Below are 16,440 nucleotides of genomic sequence, written 5' to 3' on the forward strand. Positions count from 1 at the left end.
GTGCATTCAAAAATATTGAAATTTCTTTAGACAGTACGGATACTGTGTGGTACAATGGAAGAAATGGCAAAGCTGTTATTGAAGACGACTTTTGGAGATGTATACCATGAAAAAGATCATTCTGGTACCTGATTCCTTCAAGGGCACCATGACCTCCGCAGAAGTCTGCGGCGAACTGGCGGCGGCGATTCGTGGGATATATCCGCAGGCTGAGGTCGTTTCCCTGCCCGTGGCGGACGGAGGCGAGGGAAGCGTTGATGCATTTCTTGCCGCCGTAGGCGGAGAGAAGGTGCCGGTGGACTGCACCGGGCCTAACGGCCAACGGATCGCTGCGGGATACGGCCTCCTGCCGGATGGGACGGCAGTGGTGGAGATGGCTGCCGCTGCGGGTTTTTCTCTGGCAGACCCGAAAAATCCGGAGAGAACCACGACGTTTGGGGTGGGAGAGCTGCTGCGCCACGCCGTAGGCCGGGGCGCCAAAAGAATCGTCATGTGCCTGGGCGGCAGTGCCACCAACGACGGCGGCTGCGGAGCGGCTGCGGCCTGCGGCGTCCGATTTTACGATGCGCGGGGAGCTGTTTTTACCCCTGTTGGCGGGACGCTGAAGGACATTGCCCGCATTGATGTTTCCGAATTGGACCGAACCCTTGCGGTCCTTCCGATGATCACAATGTGCGACATTGACAATCCCCTTTGCGGCAAAGCTGGGGCAGCCGCTGTATTCGGACCCCAAAAGGGGGCGGACGAAGCCATGGTCCACCGACTGGACGGGGGCCTTGCCCATCTGGCGGATGTGCTGGAACGGGACTGCGGCGCGGTGGTGCGGGACCTGCCCGGCGCGGGGGCAGCCGGCGGGATGGGCGCCGGAATGGCGGCGTTTTTCAAAAGCCGTCTGCAAATGGGGATCGAAACCGTGTTGGATACGGTCGGCTTTGAAGAGAAGCTCTCCGGTGCGGATATTGTCTTCACAGGGGAGGGCCGGCTGGACGATCAGAGCCGGCGGGGCAAGGTGGCGGCGGGCGTAGCTCGCCGGGCCGGGGCCAGGGGTGTGCCGGTGATCGCCATAGTCGGCGACATTGGCGAGGGCGCAGAGACGATCTATGAGCTGGGCGTCACGGCGGTGTTCTCCATCAATCGCGTGGCCGTCCCCTATGAGCAGGCCCGGCTGAGAAGCAGGCGAGACCTGCGGGCCACAGCGGAGGACGTCCTGCGGCTGTACCGCAGTCTTGAAATCCAGAGAAAGCTATGATAGAATCAATTCAATTGCAGCGGAAAGCTGCTTGTGAATAACTGACATATACTCAGGGAGAAATCAGACATACGAAAAGGAGCAGACTCGCCCATGATCAAAATTACCACGGACAGTACCTGTGACCTGCCCGATGCGCTGCTGCAGGAAAATGATATTACGGTGGTGCCGCTTGGCATTGTAAAAGGCGAAAAGCTCTATCGGGACGGCGTGGATATTCACCCGGCGGATATTGCCGCCCATGTGGATGCCGGCGGCGACATCACGACCACCAATGCGGTAAACGCGGCGGATTATTACGATCTGTTCAGCCGCCTGCTGGAAAAATACGACGCGGTGATCCACATTAATTTGGGAGCGGAATTTTCCTGCTGTTATCAAAATGCCCAGATCGCGGCGGCGGAACTGCCGGAGGTCTATGTGGTGGATTCCGCCAACCTGACGGTTGGAATCGGAGAGATGGCTCTGAGGGCGGCGCGCTCTGCCCAGGCGGGCAAAACCCCTGCGGAGATCGTGGCAGAGCTGGAGGACCTGCGAACCAGAGCAGAGGTCAGCTTTGTAATGGAGAGGCTGGACTATATGAAAAAAGGCGGGCGGTGCAGCACCGTCACCGCTATCGGCGCAAATCTTTTAAAACTCCGTCCCTGCGTGGAGGTCATCGACGGGAAGATGTCCGTGACGAAGAAGTACCGAGGCTCTATGGAGCGGGTGGTGGCGGAGTTTCTCCATGACCGGCTGGACGGACGGACGGATATCGACACAGAGCGAGTCTGGCTGGTAGACAGCGCTTTTGGCCCGGAGCTGGCGGACGCGGCCAGAGAGGTCCTACAGGAGGACGAACGCTTCGGCAGGATTCTGGAGGGAAAGACAGGCTGCACGATTTTTTCCCACTGCGGTCCCAACACGCTGGGACTCGTTATTTTCCGCAAGAGCTAAGCCGACTAAAAAACAAACAACTCCGGCGGACAATTGTCTGCCGGAGTTGTTTTTGACGCTGAAGACGAAAGCTTCATTCCATCACGCAGTCCTTGCCGTCTGTTTTCTTTCATAGAGCAGACGGTAGGAAAAACAGCTTTTGTTCAGTTGACATTATATATTTTTATTATATCATTACTTTGGTTGAGACTCAATAAACCCCTTAAAAAATTCCGACCCCCCATCTGTCCAACGCAGATGGGGGGTCACTTCTGACTGGGGTTTTCTGCCATGTCGCTACCTCGCACTTTCGTAGAATCACGTTTGGAAGGCTGAGGAAATCTGAAAACCGGAAATTCTTAGCGGGTAACCGAAAAACTCTGCAAGATTACCGGGAAACCGGAGAAATGCTCGGTAACAGCCAATCCTTAAAACATCGGGTACACGCAGATCGCTTGCCTTGGACATCACCAAAACGGAATCTCGTGCTTCTCATTGGAATGAGCCATGTTTCGTCTTTGGACTCTGCCTGGGTTTCTCTGGAGTCTACCGGGAATTCGCCAAGATTTTAAGGGATCGCTGAGGAAAGGTACGCTGCCGGGAATCTATTTGCCTCTTCCAAACGCGGCGGTGAGAAATGAGATTGGATTCCTCTGGAACTAGCCCATTGGACTCACTCCTTTCCGGTAATTATTAAATACCACATTACTGTGTAAAAGTCAAGAGAGATCTGTGCGTTTCTACATTTGTCAACAATTTTGAATAAAAAGATTATGCAAAATAACGGTGCAAATGCAACTATAAGGGTGCGGTTTGCAGCTAAGGCTCCAGTACTTGGAAAAATGAAGCCGGAACCAGCGTAGGATCCGTGCGAAAAACCGTCAGCAGCGCATCCAGATTCTCATCGTTGTGTTCAATTTCCCGGCAATAGAGCCGCAGGGCCTCGCGAAGTGGCAGCAGACTTGCCGTTCGCTCCACGGTCAGAACGCTGAACACGGCGAACTGCATCCGCCCCAGCAGATCGCCGTCGTTAATGGCTTTCAGTTCATAACGGAACAGAAAGTATGCGGCAATCCGTTCCAGCAGAGGGGCCGGCACCGTGCCCGGAACAGCTTCCGGCCCGCGGAGCAACAGCGCCCGCCAGTCACTGCCCAGAATTTCAAGGCCGGACAGGATCTCCCAGCCGTGGGGAAACAGGTTGCCCCCGGTGGGCTGGGCGGAGGCGGACGGAGTGATCCACGCTCTGCACAGCTCCGGGAGCCGGTCTGCCGCGTCCTCGTCCAACAGAGATTGAGCCGCTCCGGCAAACGCCAGCAGCTCCGCAAACCGTGAATAAAGGTGAAGGGAGCGGTCCTGCAAAATCTCCAGCGACTTTGCTCGAACGGCCAGCAGGGGAGAGAGCCACGGGTCTGCCGGCTCTCCCGCTTCGTCCGTCCGGAACAAGGGGAACGTCAGCGGCGAGGAGGAGGCCAACAGCATACGGCAGGCCTCCGGGCAGGAGGCGCACAGGGACGTCTCCCGCAGAGTCCCGTAGTCCTCAATAAACCGGGGGTGGCTGCGGCAGACCTCGCTGGTATGCTCGGACCCCAGCAAACGGTGAATTTCACACAGGCCGTCCGCATCCCAGAAAGGGCAGCGGAGCGTCTCCGTTAGCGCAAAAAAGTCCTCTCCGTCCTCCGTTTGCAGCGCCGCCCGGAGACGATCCCCCAGTGGGCCGGGCAGGGTGCGGTAGAAATCGGCGGTGGAAGAGTCGATCACCACCTCCCACCCTTTACAGCAGGAGTGGGGACACGCGCCCGCGAGACAGTGAAATTGATCGGAATAGTCCGGTGCGCGCAGGTCCATAACGCCGTCTCCTTTTTTAACGCTTCAGGCTGTCCACGGCGCTTTTCAGCTGATTCATGGCCTGTTCCAGTACGGAGCGGGGACAGGCGGCGTTCAGCCGCATGAAGCCGCTGAGGCTCCGACCGAAGGAGACGCCGTCGTTCAGACCCAGCTTTGCCTTTTGGATCATGAAATCGTGAAGCTCCTGATTGCTCAGACCCAGCTCGCGGCAGTCCAGCCAGACAAGATAGGTGGCGTCGGGAACGTTGGGCTTGATCTGCGGAATGTTTGCGGCGCAGTAATCCTGGATATAATCGAAATTGGCGCTGAGATAGGGGAGGAGCTGATCCAGCCACTCGTCGCCGGAGGTAAACGCAGCCTCCATGGCGGTCAGGGAGAAGGCGTTGTTGCGGTGAATATCCATGCGCTGCCAGAAGTGGTCGTAGACCTCCTTCCTATGTGCGTTGGGGAACACCGCGGCGCTGGCCTGCAGGCCGGCAAGGTTGAAGGTCTTCGTGCCGGAGATGCAGGTGATGACGTTTTCCGCCACGGTGGCGGTAGGCGTGTGCTTTTTTCCGTGGAAGAGCAGGTCGGAGTGGATTTCGTCGGATACCAGCACCACATGGTATTTCTCGCACAGCTCCGCCATCCTCCGCAACTCCTCCGGCGTCCAGACAATACCCAACGGATTGTGGGGATTGCACAGCAGGAACAGGTCGCTCTGGCGGAGCTTCGCCTCAAAATCCGCCCAGTCCACGGCCCAAGCGCCGTCCTTCTCCACAAACGGGCTCTCCACCACCACGCGGCCCCAAGCTTCGGCCATATCGTAAAACTCGGAGTACACCGGCGTCTGAATGAGGACACTGCCGCCCTCCGGGGTAAACAGCCGCACGCAGGCGGAGATGGTCTGCACCACCCCCAGGCTCCAACTCATCAGGCGCTGGTCGATGTCCCAGCCGTTGCGCCGCTTCTGCCAGCCGCGAATGGCGGCAAAGTAGCTCTCGGGCCGGGCGGTATAACCCCAAATGCCTTCCTCGGCGCGGGCTTTCAGCGCGTCAATAATGGGCTGGGCAGTCCGAAAGTCCATGTCCGCGATCCACAGGGGAATCACATCTTCCGTACCAAACTTCTTGAGCCGCTCGTCGTATTTGGCGGCATGGTTAGCCGAACGATCCATTACGGCATCAAAATCATATCTCATAATACCCTCGCTTCCTTTAACCACTTATACATTATATAAAAGCATCACACAGGAAAGATCCTTGCAATTCGGTATTTTACCACGCTTTTGGGTCAGGCGCAATCCCGCAAAACGCCAGGCTCCAAACGGCGGTTGAGCGGTAGGTAAATATGTACCGTTTCTGACAGGGAAGCCGACAAAATCTCGCATTTTTTGCTATTGACAAACGTGGACCCGGCGGTTAAAATGACTTCAAGCATTTTAGTTCAAATTTTTTTACTAAAAATTTTTAAGGAGCTTTTATAATGGATTTTGAAAAAGTACGCGACGTGATCGTGGAGACTCTGGCTTGCGAGGCTGATCAGGTGACCATGGAGGCCTCTTTGGCAGACGACCTGGGCGCCGATTCTCTGGCTTCCGTGGAGCTGGTCATGGCGCTGGAGGAGGCCACCGGCGTTGCAATCGACGACGCGGAACTGCCCAACCTGAAGACCGTGGGTGACATTGTAAAGTATCTGGAAGCCCATAGGGACTGATTTTTACAGATTGCCTGAAAGGGAACCGTTGCGGTTCCCTTTTGCACTCCATGTGCGTTTTTTGAACCGCCCGGCAAGGGCGGCAAAAGGCCCCGCGGCCTTCGGAGAGTCTTCGGGTGACCGCGGAAAAAGGAAGGAGAACCATGACCAATTCCGAGATTTTCGAACTGCTGGACCGCTTTGAGCGCAGCAGCGTTTTGACCATGAAGGTGTGCATCGGCGGCGACACGCTGGAACTCAGCCGCGCCGGGACCGCCGTTGCGCCCGCCGCAGCAGCCTCTGCGGCGCTCGCCGCCGTCGCTGCACCCGCATTCGTTGCGGCACCCGCACCCGCCGCAGAGGAGCACCTTGTGATCCGCGCCCCACTGGTAGGGACGTTTTACGCTGCCGCCGCCCCCGATCAGCCGTCGCTGGTAAAAGCCGGAGACCAGGTCCACAAGGGACAGACCGTGTGTCTGATCGAGGCCATGAAGATGATGAGCGAGGTCACCGCCCCCTGTAATTGCGTGATCGAGGAGGTACTGGCAAAAAACGGCGAGCTGCTGGCTTTTGACGCGCCCGTCTTTCGCTATCGGGAGGCATAAGCATGTTCAAGCGCATTTTGATCGCCAACCGGGGCGAGATCGCGCTGCGGGTGCTGCGGGCCTGCCGGGAGATGGAAATTGAGACTGTGGCGGTGTATTCCACCGCCGACGCTGAGGCACTCCATGTCCAGCTGGCCACCCAGAGCGTGTGCATTGGCCCGCCGAAGGCTGCCGACAGTTATCTCAATCAGTCGGCCCTGCTGACCGTGGCAAGAGCCACGGGCTGCGACGCCGTTCACCCCGGATACGGTTTTTTGTCAGAGAACGCCGACTTTGCCGATGCCTGCGCGGAAGCGGGCTCGAAGTTTATCGGGCCCTCCGGCTCCGCCATCCGCAAGGCGGGAAGCAAGGCCGCCGCCTGCGCGCTGATGAAAGCGGCGGGAGTTCCTACCGTTCCCGGGTCCAACGGCCCAGTGGCCGATGCGGACGCCGCGCTGAAGATCGCGGCGGAGGTGGGCTATCCCGTGCTGCTGAAGGCCAGCGCCGGAGGCGGCGGACGGGGTATCCGCAAAGTAAATTCCCCGGAGGAGCTGCCCGCCGCGTTCCATGAGGCCAGCGCGGAGGCCGTGGCCTGCTTTGGCGACGGGACCATGTATCTTGAAAAATTTGTGCAGAACCCCCGGCACATCGAGTTTCAGATTCTGGCGGACAGTCAGGGCCACACCATCCATCTGTTTGACCGGGACTGCTCGGTTCAGCGCCGGAATCAAAAACTTATCGAGGAAGCTCCCGCCCGGTGTCTCACCCCGGAGCTTCGGCAGGAAATGGGTGCGGCGGCGGTCCGCGCGGCTCAGGCGGTTGGCTATGAAAACGCCGGTACGGTGGAATTCCTGCTGGCGGAGGACAACCAATTTTACTTTTGCGAGATGAACACCCGGGTGCAGGTGGAGCACGGTGTCACGGAAATGGTCACCGGTATTGACATCGTGCGCCAGCAGATCCGTATTGCCGCGGGTCTGCCCTTGGGTATGAAGCAGGAGGACGTGAAGCTCAGCGGCCACGCCATTGAATGCCGCGTCAACGCGGAGGACCCGGAGGCGAATTTTCGCCCCTGCCCCGGAACGGCCAGCTTTGTTTATTTCCCCGGCGGCACCGGCGTCCGAATTGACTCCGGACTGTATAGCGGCTATATCCTGCCGCCCTACTACGATTCTCTGGTGGCAAAGGTTCTGGTCCACGCCCCCACCCGGCTGGAGGCGATCCGCCGGATGCGCCGGGCGTTGGAGGAGTTGACCATCGAGGGCTTCCCAACGAACGCGGGACTGAGCCATCTGATTTTGTATCACCCCGACTATGTCCGGGGCGTGTGTACCACGGCGTTTCTGGAAAATCACCTCCAAGAGCTGGTGGACTGGGATCGCCGGGCGGCGGAAAGTGAGGCTGCGAAATGACGTCCATTTTTGCCCAGCGTCGGCAAAAGCTGCTGGCGATGAAAGCCTTTCGGGACGGGCGGATCCACACGGCCCCCGCCGGTACGGTCTGCCCCGGCTGCGGCCAGACCGTGGGTGCAGGTGAGCTGGCGCAAGCGCAGTACGTCTGCCCTTACTGCGGATACCACCTGCCTTTGGGCGGCTATTTCCGCCTCAGTACGATTCTTGACCCCGGCTCTTTCCGGGAACTGAATGCCCGCCTGACCTCCTCTGACCCACTTCATTTTCCCGGCTATCAGGCAAAGCTGGAAGCCGCCCAGAAGAAGACCGGCCTGAATGAGGCAGTGGTCACCGCCGTGGGCACGGTGGACGGGCGCAAGTGTGTGGCGGGAGTTCTGGATGGACGGTTCTTCTTGGGCAGCATGAGCGCCGCCGTGGGCGAGAAGATTACCCGGGCCATTGAGTATGCGACAAAATACAAGCTTCCCTTGATCCTTTTTTCCGCCAGCGGCGGCGCCCGGATGCAGGAGGGGATTCTGTCCCTGATGCAGATGGCCAAGACCAGCGCGGCTCTTGCCAGATTCGACGAAAAGGGCGGCTTTTTCCTGTCGGTTTTAACAAACCCCACCACCGGCGGCGTGACAGCCAGCTTTGCGAGCCTTGGCGACGTGATTCTGGCGGAGCCGGGGGCGCTGATCGGATTTGCCGGGCCTCGGGTCATCGAGCAGACCATTGGCCAGAAATTGCCGGAGGGCTTCCAGCGGGCGGAGTTTCAGCTGGAGCATGGCTTCGTGGACGCGGTGGTGCCGAGGAGCGAGCTGCGCGGGGTGATTTCCCGCCTTCTGGCGCTCCACGAGAGAGGAGGCCGCAATGGCTGAGATAATGACTGCCGCGCAGAGGGTGACGATTGCCCGCCATTCGCAGCGGCCCAATGTACAGGAGATTATCTCCGGCTTGTTTACGGACTTCTTTATCCAGCGGGGCGACCGCTTCGCCGGAGAGGACGAGAGCATTCTGGGCGGCATCGCACGGTTCCACGGGCGGCCCGTCACGGTCATCGGCACCCGCAAGGGCAGGACGCTGGATGAAAATCTCAGATACAATTTCGGGATGCCCTCTCCGGAGGGTTATCGCAAGGCGCTGCGCCTGATGCGGCAGGCAGAGAAATTTCACCGTCCCATTCTGACCTTTATCGATACGCCGGGCGCCTATCCCGGCATGGAGGCCGAAGAGCGGGGCCAGGGTGAGGCCATTGCCCGGAATCTGATGGAGATGAGCCGGCTCACCGTGCCGGTGGTTGCCACCGTCACCGGCGAGGGTAACAGCGGCGGCGCACTGGCGCTGGGTGTTGCCGACCGGGTTCTGATGCTGGAAAATGCGGTGTACTCCATCCTCTCCCCGGAGGGCTTTGCCACGATTCTGTGGAAGGATTCCTCCCGGCGTGAGGAGGCCTGTGAGCTGATGCAGCTGACGGCTCCGGATTTGAAGCGGCTGGGCGTCATTGATGAGATCGTCCCGGAACCCGCGGGCGGCGCGCATCTGGCACCGGAGATCGCACTGCGCGAGCTGGATAAAGCTCTGGAGCGGAACCTTAAGGCCCTCTCCCGGCAGAGCGGCGAAGCACTGGCGGCCGGGCGGTATCAGAAATTCAGACAGATGGGGACACCCCCGAAGGAGGACCAATGAGCGGAATCAAGATTTGCGGCGTGGGACATTACGCCCCGCCGAAGCTGATGACAAATGCCGATTTAGAGAAGATTGTGGACACCAGCGACGAGTGGATCACCTCTCGCACCGGCATCAAAACCCGCCATCACTGCGAAACGGAGACCCACTCCGACATGTGCCGCGAGGCGGCTAAGATGGCGCTTCGAAAGGCGGGCGTGAAGCCCGAGGAGATCGGGGTGTGCATCGTTGCCACCCTGTCCTCGGATTTTTTGGCGCCCTCCGCCGCGTGCCTTGTGCAGCGGGATCTGGGACTGCGAAACGACACGGTCTGCTTTGACCTCAACGGCGCATGCAGCGGCTTTCTGTTTGCCATACACACCATGGAGTGTATGCTGGCGGCCTCTCCCCGGAAGTACGGATTGGTGCTGGGCGCGGAGATGCTCAGCCGGTTTATCAACTGGGAGGACCGGTCTACCTGCGTTCTCTTCGGCGACGCCGCGGGAGCCGCCGTGGTGGAGTGGAGCGAGGATTACGAGTCCATCCATGCGCTGCTTGGCTGCGAAGGCGACAGCGAGATGCTGGGCGTCACCGGCGCGGGCCACAAGGACCCACCCCAGATCTTTATGCAAGGCCAGTCGGTGTTCAAATTTGCCGTCACCGCAGTTCCGTGGTGCATCGACGAGGTACTCAAGCGCAACGGCAAAACCGTTGACGACGTGGATTTCTTTGTGTTCCATCAGGCCAACACCCGCATCATTGACCTGGCGGTGAAGAAGTACCATATCCCCGAAGAGAAATATTACAAAAATATCAGCAGGTATGGCAATACCTCCGCCGCCAGTATCCCCATAGTTCTCAGCGAGCTTTCGGAGCTTGGGAAAATCGGCTCAGGCAGCCGTGTGATGATGGTGGGCTTTGGCGGCGGCCGTACCTGGGGCGCGGCGCTGGCGGAATTTAAGTAGATAGAAAGGACTTCCACGAATGCGGGGGAGTGACAGGATATGAGACTGAATGAACTGCTGGGAACGGAGTTTCCCATCATCCAGGGCGGTATGGCCAATATCGCCACCGGCGAATTTGCCGCCGCCTGCTCCAACGCGGGCGCACTGGGCATGATCGCCACCGGCGGCTGGGACGGAGTCCGGCTCTGTCAGGAAATCCGCCGGGCCAAGGAGCTGACGAACAAGCCCTTCGGCGTGAATCTGATGCTGATGAGCCCGTTTGCGGACGACATTGCGCAGGTGATTTTGGAAGAGGGGGTCCGGGTTGTGACCACCGGCGCGGGCAATCCCGGAAAATATATTCCTGCCTGGAAAGAGGCGGGCATCAAGGTGATGCCCGTGGTGGCGGCGGCGGTGCTTGCCAAGCGGCTGGAGCGTTACGGCGTGGACGCCTTCATCGCCGAGGGCACCGAGTCCGGCGGCCATGTGGGCGAGATGACCACCATGGCCCTGGTGCCGCAGGTGGTCGATGCGGTGCGCGTGCCCGTCATTGCGGCCGGCGGCATTGCCGACGGCCGGCAACTGGCCGCCGCTTATGCTCTGGGCGCCATCGGCGCACAGGTGGGAACCTGCCTGCTGGCAAGCGCGGAGTGTCCCATCCATGAGAACTATAAGCAGGCGATTCTCAAAGCGAAGGACTCCGACACCGTGGTGACGGGCCGCAGCATCGGCGGACCGGTCCGGGTGCTGAAAAACAAGATGTCCCGCACGTATCTGGAGCTGGAAAAACGCAACGCCACGCTGGAAGAACTGGAGCACGTGACGCTGGGCGGGCTGCGCCGGGCGGTGCTGGAGGGCGACGTGGAAACCGGCAGCGTCATGACTGGGCAGGTGGCCGGAATGCTCCACGAGATCAAGCCCTTGCGTCAGATTTTTGCCGAGCTGGTGGCCGGAGGCGACGCCCGCATCAAAGAATTGGCGGCACAGCTATGAAGCTTGGATTTTTGTATGCCGGACAGGGCGCGCAGCATCCTGGCATGGGCGCGGACCTGTATGAGAAGTACCCGGCGTTTCGGGCGGTACTGGACGGTGCGGACGTGGATTTCGATTTGAAGGCCGTGTCCTTTACGGACCCGGACGGCATTTTGAACGAAACGCAGTATACGCAGCCCTGTATGGTGGCCTTTGCCGTGGGACTGACGGATGTGCTGGCAGAGAAGGGAATCGTTCCCGCGGCGGCGGCGGGTCTGTCTCTGGGCGAATACTCTGCTCTGTATGCCGCGGGCGTGTTCGACGCGAAAACGGCTGTAAAAGTAGTTGCTTTCCGGGGAAAGGCCATGGCCGACGCGGCAAAGGGCGTGGAATCCGCCATGATGGCGGTGCTGGGCGCGGACCGGGAGACGGTTGCCGCCGCCTGTAAAGCCGCGTCCGACGTAGGTGTTGCAGAACCCTGCAACTTTAACTGTCCCGGCCAGATTGTCATCGGCGGCGAGAGGGCGGCTGTTGAAAAGGCTGCTGTGATTGCCAAAGAAAACGGTGCGAAGCGCTGTATGCCTCTGAAGGTCAGCGGACCGTTCCACACGTCGCTTTTGAAGCCCGCCGGGGACGCGCTGGGCGCGTATTTCAAGACCGTGGAGTTCAAGGAACCGCAGATTCCCGTCCTGCACAACTGCCTGGGCGGCGAGCGGGGAGCGGGAGATACCATTCCCACCCTGTTGGAGCGGCAGGTTCAGTCCTGCGTCTATATGGAGGACTGCATCCGCGCCATGGCCACGCTGGGAGTGGACGCCATTGTGGAGATCGGACCGGGCAAGGCGTTGAGCGGTTTTGTAAAAAAGACGCTGCCGGACGTTCCGGTTTTCGCCGTGGAGACGGCGGAGGACGTTGAAAAACTGCCGGAGCTGCTGAAAGAGGTGAAGTACGAATGAGTTTTAGAGGAAAGACCGCTGTGATCACCGGCGGAAGCAGGGGGCTGGGGCGGGCCGTCTGCCGCAAGCTGGCAGAGGGCGGCGCGAACGTCGTCTTTTCCTACGCCGGGAACACCGCCGCCGCACAGGAGACGGTGAAGGAACTGGAGAGCATGGGTGCGCAGGTTCGCGCCGTACAGGGAAACGTGGCGGACAGCGAGGCGGTCAAGGCCCTGATGGATACCGCCGTGAAGGAGTTCGGCCACATTCATATTCTGGTGAACAACGCCGGTATTACCCGGGACGGTCTGGCAATGATGATGAAAGAGGAAGACTTCGACGCGGTGATTGACACGAATCTGAAGGGTACGTTTTTGTGTATGAAAGCGGTGAGCCGCATCATGCTCCGGCAAAAATACGGACGCATTGTGAATCTCAGCTCTGTAGTGGGCATTCACGGGAATGCCGGACAAGTGAACTACGCCGCCAGCAAGGCAGGCGTCATCGGCATGACGAAGTCTCTCGCCAAGGAGCTGGCCGCCAAGGGCATTACAGTGAATGCCGTGGCTCCCGGCTTTATCACCACGGATATGACCGACGCTCTTCCCGAGGCGGCAAAAACCGCTTTACTTGCTACGATCCCCATGGCCCGACTGGGAGCGCCGGAGGATGTGGCGGACGCCGTGGCGTTTCTTGCCGGCGATGAGGCCGCGTATATCACCGGCCAGATCTTAGGTGTGGACGGCGGAATGGGAATGTAAAACGACAGGGAGATAAACGCGCCGGGATCTTCAGCGAACCGGGAAGCGTGAGTCCCCTGTACGGATAAATGCAAAAGGAGATAGCCAATTATGGACAAAAGACGAGTTGTGATTACCGGCATCGGTGCGATCACGCCCATCGGACACTCCGCCGCCGAGAGCTGGTGGGCGGTGCGGAATGGGGTATGCGGTGTCGCCAGCATCGCCGCCTTCGACGTCACGGACCAGAAGGTCACGCTGGCGGCGGAGGTCAAAGACTATCAGCCGGAAGACTTCCTTGATAAAAAAGAGGCCAAGCACATGGCCCGCTTCACCCAGTTTGCCGTGATCGCCGCCCGAGAGGCGCTGAAAGACAGCGGGTTTGACGGGGAACAGGCCGATCTGGACCGCTGCGGCGTCATCGTATCCAGCGGCATCGGCGGGCTGCAAATCACCGAGGATGAGCACGATAGGGGCAGGGAAAAGGGCTTTGACCGCGTGTCCCCCTTCTATATCCCCATGGCCATCTGCAACATGGCGGCGGGCCGCATTGCCATCGACTCCGGCTTCCGGGGAATGTGTTCCTGCCCGGTGACGGCCTGCGCCGGCGGCACCAACGCCGCGGGCGATGCCTTCCATTACATCCGGGACGGATACGCCGACGTGATGTTATGCGGCGGCAGCGAGTCTTCCGTGACGCCGCTGGCCATCGGCGGGTTCACCACCATGAAGGCCCTGACCCAGAGCCAGGACCCCAGCCGTGCCTCCATTCCTTTCGACGCGGAGCGCAGCGGCTTTGTTCTGGGCGAGGGCGCGGCGATCCTGCTGCTGGAAGAGCTGGGCCACGCCCAGGCCCGGGGCGCCAAGATTTACGCGGAATTCGTCGGCTACGGCGCTACCTGCGACGCCTATCATATGACCGCCCCCCTGCCTGACGGCAGCGGCGGCGCAAAGGCCATGGCCCTTGCGCTGGCGGACGCGGACGTAAAGCCCGAGGCTGTGGACTATATCAACGCCCACGGAACATCAACTCCACTGAACGACGCCGGTGAAACGGCGGCGATCAAGGCGGTGTTCAAAGATCACGCGAATAAGCTGGCCGTCAGTTCTACCAAGTCCATGACCGGCCACATGCTGGGCGCGGCGGGCGCGGTGGAGGCGGTGTTCTCCGCTCTGGCGCTAAAAGAAGGATACCTCCCCGCAACCATCAACTATCAGGTTCCGGACCCCGCCTGCGATCTGGACGTGGTGCCAAACACGGGCCGCGACAGCGACCTTCGTTACGCCCTTTCCAACTCGTTGGGCTTTGGCGGGCACAACGGCAGCATCCTGCTGAAGAAATGGGAGGCGTGAGCAATGGGAATGCAGTTTAATTCCGACGAGATTGCCGAGATTCTGCCCCATCGCTATCCCTTTGCGCTGGTGGACAGGATTGTGGACGGCGAAGAGGGAAAGTGGGCCAAGGGGATCAAGTGCGTGACGGTAAATGAACCGTTTTTTCAGGGACATTTTCCCCAGAAGCATGTGATGCCGGGCGTCCTTCTGATCGAGGCCATGGCGCAGGTGGGCGGTGTAGCCGTTTTGTCGCTGCCGTCCAACAAGGGTAAAATCGCCCTGCTGGGTGCGGTGAAAAATGCCCGCTTTAAGCAGCAGGTGACTCCCGGCGATGTGCTGGAGATAACCTGCACCCTGACCAAGCAGCGGGGCCCGGTGGGAATTGGCGAGGCGGAGGCCAGAGTGGATGGAAAGGTTGTGGCAACGGCGGAGCTGACCTTCGCCATCGGGCAATGAAGGCCCGGCCGCGCGATATTTAGCGGCGCAGATTTTGAAGGCGGTGAATTTTGCCATGCTGGATCAGCTCTTTTTTGAGGTTTACACAAAGTTTAAGCTACATTTCTACCAGGAGGTTTTGACCCGCTTTCAGTCGCGGGAAGCCAGCCTGACCACGGTGGAGACTTTTTGCATGGAGTCCATTCAGGCGTTTGGGAATCCCACGATCAATGAGTTTGCGTCTTTTCTGCACATCTCTCCGTCCAACGCCGCATATAAGGTCAACAGCCTGGTAAAGAAAGGGTATGTAGACCGGGTGCAGTCCCCTGAGGACCGGCGGGAGTATCACCTGCGGGTGACGCAAAAGTATGTGGACTACTACAATATCAGCACTGCCTATGTAAAGGAAGTCATGGACCGGATAGAGCGGCACTTTTCTCCCGCCGACTGCGCAAAACTGGCGGAGATCCTCAGCGTAATCAGCAAGGAACTGATGCCGGAGGTGGAGCTTCCGGATACCTCCGAAGCCGACAGATAGAAGCTCGCAAGGGATTGGAAACAGCTGCCATCCCGAAAAGTCGGGGAAATTCGGGGCGGCAGTTTAGCCGCCGCAGGATTTATCGAAAAGATTAAAAAAGGCGCGCCGCAGCTGCGGCGCGCCTTTTCTATTTGATTTACAGACGGCTTACTTGTGGTCCACGGAGGACATATAGCGAATCAAATCCACCATCTTGTTGGAATAGCCGCACTCGTTGTCGTACCAGGAAATTACCTTCACAAAGCTGTCGGTCAGAGCGATACCGGCCTCGGCGTCGAAGATGGAGGTGCGGGGATCGCCCAGGAAGTCGGAGGAGACCACGGGGTCCTCGGTGTAGCCCAAAACACCCTTCAGCTCTCCCTCGGAGGCGGCTTTCATGGTCTTGCAGATTTCCTCATAGGAGGCGGGCTTCTCCAGAGTGACAGTCAAATCCACCACGGAGACGTCCAGAGTGGGAACGCGCATGGACATGCCGGTCAGCTTGCCGTTCAACTCGGGGATGACCTTGCCCACGGCCTTGGCGGCGCCGGTGGAGGAGGGAATGATGTTGCCGCAGGCGGCACGGCCGCCGCGCCAATCCTTCAAAGAGGCACCGTCCAGAATCTTCTGGGTGGGGGTGACGGAGTGGACGGTGGTCATCAGGCCTTCCTTGATGCCGAAGTTTTCATGGAGAACCTTGGCAATGGGGGCCAGGCAGTTGGTGGTGCAGGAGGCGTTGGACACAAACTTCATCTCGGAAGTGTACTTCTTGTTGTTGACGCCCATGACGAACATCGGGGTGTCATCCTTGGAAGGAGCGCCCATGACCACGTGCTTCGCGCCGGCGTCAATGTGGCCCTGGCACTTTTCCTTGGTCAGGTGCTGGCCGGTGCACTCGCAGATATACTCCGCGCCCACCTTGCCCCAGGGAATGTTGCCGACTTCCTTCTCAGCGAAGATGGTGATCTTCTGCCCGTTGACGATCAGGGCGCCGTCTTCATAGGCAATGGTGCCCTGAAACTGGCCGTGGGTGGTGTCGTAGCGCAGCATATAGGCCATATAGTCGGGGGTCATGAACGGATCGTTCAGGGCAACGACCTCCACGTCGTCACGGGTCAGAGCGGCGCGAAAAACCAGACGGCCGATGCGCCCAAAGCCATTAATACCGATTTGAGTCTTCATGAGATAAGTCCCCTTTCAAAGTACGGCCCAGCTTTGCGGCCGTTAAAAACGATTGCG

The 16,440-nt window shown here is 59.4% G+C and carries 17 protein-coding genes; 14 read left to right on the forward strand and 3 right to left on the reverse strand.

Annotation, left to right across the window (positions count from 1 at the left end; all coding sequences use genetic code 11):
• Positions 1-106 precede the first annotated feature (106 nt).
• Both ABWQ15_RS10650 and ABWQ15_RS10655 read left to right on the forward strand, forming a co-directional pair.
• Positions 107-1,249: a glycerate kinase family protein gene (locus tag ABWQ15_RS10650; RefSeq protein WP_353908755.1), complete on the forward strand. Its 1,143-nt coding sequence runs from the start codon at positions 107-109 to the stop codon at positions 1,247-1,249.
• 93 nt (positions 1,250-1,342) lie between these two features.
• Positions 1,343-2,185 carry a DegV family protein gene (locus ABWQ15_RS10655; RefSeq protein ID WP_353908756.1) on the forward strand — a complete coding sequence of 281 codons (843 nt, stop codon included), beginning with the start codon at positions 1,343-1,345 and terminating at the stop codon, positions 2,183-2,185.
• Between the two features lie 798 nt (positions 2,186-2,983).
• Here the strand turns inward: ABWQ15_RS10655 and fliB are convergent.
• Positions 2,984-4,009: a flagellin lysine-N-methylase gene (gene fliB / locus ABWQ15_RS10660; RefSeq protein WP_353908757.1), complete on the reverse strand. Its 1,026-nt coding sequence runs from the start codon at positions 4,007-4,009 to the stop codon at positions 2,984-2,986.
• 16 nt (positions 4,010-4,025) lie between these two features.
• Positions 4,026-5,189, reverse strand: coding sequence for a MalY/PatB family protein (locus tag ABWQ15_RS10665; RefSeq protein ID WP_353908758.1), 1,164 nt, complete (start codon positions 5,187-5,189; stop codon positions 4,026-4,028).
• 284 nt (positions 5,190-5,473) lie between these two features.
• On the opposite strand from ABWQ15_RS10665, the gene acpP reads away from it, so the two are divergent.
• From acpP to ABWQ15_RS10725, 12 genes are all read left to right on the forward strand, one after another.
• A complete protein-coding gene (gene acpP, locus ABWQ15_RS10670) occupies positions 5,474-5,704 on the forward strand; it encodes an acyl carrier protein (protein ID WP_353908759.1) in 231 nt (76 codons plus the stop codon).
• A gap of 143 nt (positions 5,705-5,847) precedes the next feature.
• Complete coding sequence (locus tag ABWQ15_RS10675; protein ID WP_353908760.1) at positions 5,848-6,288, forward strand: acetyl-CoA carboxylase biotin carboxyl carrier protein; 441 nt, start codon at positions 5,848-5,850, stop codon at positions 6,286-6,288.
• Between the two features lie 2 nt (positions 6,289-6,290).
• Positions 6,291-7,679 carry an acetyl-CoA carboxylase biotin carboxylase subunit gene (gene accC / locus ABWQ15_RS10680; RefSeq protein ID WP_353908761.1) on the forward strand — a complete coding sequence of 463 codons (1,389 nt, stop codon included), beginning with the start codon at positions 6,291-6,293 and terminating at the stop codon, positions 7,677-7,679.
• A complete protein-coding gene (gene accD, locus ABWQ15_RS10685; protein ID WP_353908762.1) occupies positions 7,676-8,536 on the forward strand; it encodes an acetyl-CoA carboxylase, carboxyltransferase subunit beta in 861 nt (286 codons plus the stop codon). Before accC ends, accD begins: the two co-directional genes overlap by 4 nt.
• Entirely contained in the window at positions 8,529-9,344 is an 816-nt protein-coding gene (locus tag ABWQ15_RS10690; protein WP_353908763.1) for an acetyl-CoA carboxylase carboxyltransferase subunit alpha, read from the forward strand. The genes accD and ABWQ15_RS10690 overlap by 8 nt, the downstream gene beginning before the upstream one ends.
• Complete coding sequence (locus ABWQ15_RS10695) at positions 9,341-10,288, forward strand: beta-ketoacyl-ACP synthase III (protein WP_353908764.1); 948 nt, start codon at positions 9,341-9,343, stop codon at positions 10,286-10,288. Before ABWQ15_RS10690 ends, ABWQ15_RS10695 begins: the two co-directional genes overlap by 4 nt.
• A 39-nt stretch (positions 10,289-10,327) precedes the next feature.
• Positions 10,328-11,260, forward strand: a complete 933-nt coding sequence (locus ABWQ15_RS10700; RefSeq protein WP_353908765.1) for a nitronate monooxygenase — start codon at positions 10,328-10,330, stop codon at positions 11,258-11,260.
• Positions 11,257-12,195 carry an ACP S-malonyltransferase gene (gene fabD, locus ABWQ15_RS10705; RefSeq protein WP_353908766.1) on the forward strand — a complete coding sequence of 313 codons (939 nt, stop codon included), beginning with the start codon at positions 11,257-11,259 and terminating at the stop codon, positions 12,193-12,195. The genes ABWQ15_RS10700 and fabD overlap by 4 nt, the downstream gene beginning before the upstream one ends.
• Entirely contained in the window at positions 12,192-12,935 is a 744-nt protein-coding gene (gene fabG / locus ABWQ15_RS10710; RefSeq protein ID WP_353908767.1) for a 3-oxoacyl-[acyl-carrier-protein] reductase, read from the forward strand. Before fabD ends, fabG begins: the two co-directional genes overlap by 4 nt.
• Positions 12,936-13,025: 90 nt before the next feature.
• Complete coding sequence (gene fabF, locus ABWQ15_RS10715; RefSeq protein WP_353908768.1) at positions 13,026-14,267, forward strand: beta-ketoacyl-ACP synthase II; 1,242 nt, start codon at positions 13,026-13,028, stop codon at positions 14,265-14,267.
• A gap of 3 nt (positions 14,268-14,270) precedes the next feature.
• Positions 14,271-14,705, forward strand: a complete 435-nt coding sequence (fabZ, locus tag ABWQ15_RS10720) for a 3-hydroxyacyl-ACP dehydratase FabZ (RefSeq protein WP_502919122.1) — start codon at positions 14,271-14,273, stop codon at positions 14,703-14,705.
• A gap of 55 nt (positions 14,706-14,760) precedes the next feature.
• A complete protein-coding gene (locus ABWQ15_RS10725) occupies positions 14,761-15,222 on the forward strand; it encodes a MarR family winged helix-turn-helix transcriptional regulator (protein ID WP_353908769.1) in 462 nt (153 codons plus the stop codon).
• A 147-nt stretch (positions 15,223-15,369) separates the two neighbouring features.
• Here the strand turns inward: ABWQ15_RS10725 and gap are convergent, their stop codons facing one another.
• Complete coding sequence (gap, locus tag ABWQ15_RS10730) at positions 15,370-16,383, reverse strand: type I glyceraldehyde-3-phosphate dehydrogenase (protein WP_353908770.1); 1,014 nt, start codon at positions 16,381-16,383, stop codon at positions 15,370-15,372.
• Positions 16,384-16,440 lie beyond the last annotated feature (57 nt).

The sequence above is a fragment of the Oscillibacter sp. genome (assembly GCF_040505565.1).
GTDB lineage: Bacteria > Bacillota > Clostridia > Oscillospirales > Oscillospiraceae > Oscillibacter.

What these genes read in the sequence shown, in the direction of transcription:
- ABWQ15_RS10675 (WP_353908760.1), top strand. Translation starts at nt 5,848, where the DNA reads ATGACCAATTCCGAGATTTTCGAACTGCTGGACCGCTTTGAGCGCAGC.
- accD (WP_353908762.1), top strand. Translation starts at nt 7,676, where the DNA reads ATGACGTCCATTTTTGCCCAGCGTCGGCAAAAGCTGCTGGCGATGAAA.
- ABWQ15_RS10700 (WP_353908765.1), top strand. Translation starts at nt 10,328, where the DNA reads ATGAGACTGAATGAACTGCTGGGAACGGAGTTTCCCATCATCCAGGGC.
- fabZ (WP_502919122.1), top strand. Translation starts at nt 14,271, where the DNA reads ATGGGAATGCAGTTTAATTCCGACGAGATTGCCGAGATTCTGCCCCAT.
- fabF (WP_353908768.1), top strand. Translation starts at nt 13,026, where the DNA reads ATGGACAAAAGACGAGTTGTGATTACCGGCATCGGTGCGATCACGCCC.
- fliB (WP_353908757.1), bottom strand. Translation starts at nt 4,009, where the DNA reads ATGGACCTGCGCGCACCGGACTATTCCGATCAATTTCACTGTCTCGCG.
- ABWQ15_RS10655 (WP_353908756.1), top strand. Translation starts at nt 1,343, where the DNA reads ATGATCAAAATTACCACGGACAGTACCTGTGACCTGCCCGATGCGCTG.
- accC (WP_353908761.1), top strand. Translation starts at nt 6,291, where the DNA reads ATGTTCAAGCGCATTTTGATCGCCAACCGGGGCGAGATCGCGCTGCGG.
- ABWQ15_RS10690 (WP_353908763.1), top strand. Translation starts at nt 8,529, where the DNA reads ATGGCTGAGATAATGACTGCCGCGCAGAGGGTGACGATTGCCCGCCAT.
- fabG (WP_353908767.1), top strand. Translation starts at nt 12,192, where the DNA reads ATGAGTTTTAGAGGAAAGACCGCTGTGATCACCGGCGGAAGCAGGGGG.
- fabD (WP_353908766.1), top strand. Translation starts at nt 11,257, where the DNA reads ATGAAGCTTGGATTTTTGTATGCCGGACAGGGCGCGCAGCATCCTGGC.
- acpP (WP_353908759.1), top strand. Translation starts at nt 5,474, where the DNA reads ATGGATTTTGAAAAAGTACGCGACGTGATCGTGGAGACTCTGGCTTGC.
- ABWQ15_RS10665 (WP_353908758.1), bottom strand. Translation starts at nt 5,189, where the DNA reads ATGAGATATGATTTTGATGCCGTAATGGATCGTTCGGCTAACCATGCC.
- ABWQ15_RS10650 (WP_353908755.1), top strand. Translation starts at nt 107, where the DNA reads ATGAAAAAGATCATTCTGGTACCTGATTCCTTCAAGGGCACCATGACC.
- gap (WP_353908770.1), bottom strand. Translation starts at nt 16,383, where the DNA reads ATGAAGACTCAAATCGGTATTAATGGCTTTGGGCGCATCGGCCGTCTG.
- ABWQ15_RS10695 (WP_353908764.1), top strand. Translation starts at nt 9,341, where the DNA reads ATGAGCGGAATCAAGATTTGCGGCGTGGGACATTACGCCCCGCCGAAG.
- ABWQ15_RS10725 (WP_353908769.1), top strand. Translation starts at nt 14,761, where the DNA reads ATGCTGGATCAGCTCTTTTTTGAGGTTTACACAAAGTTTAAGCTACAT.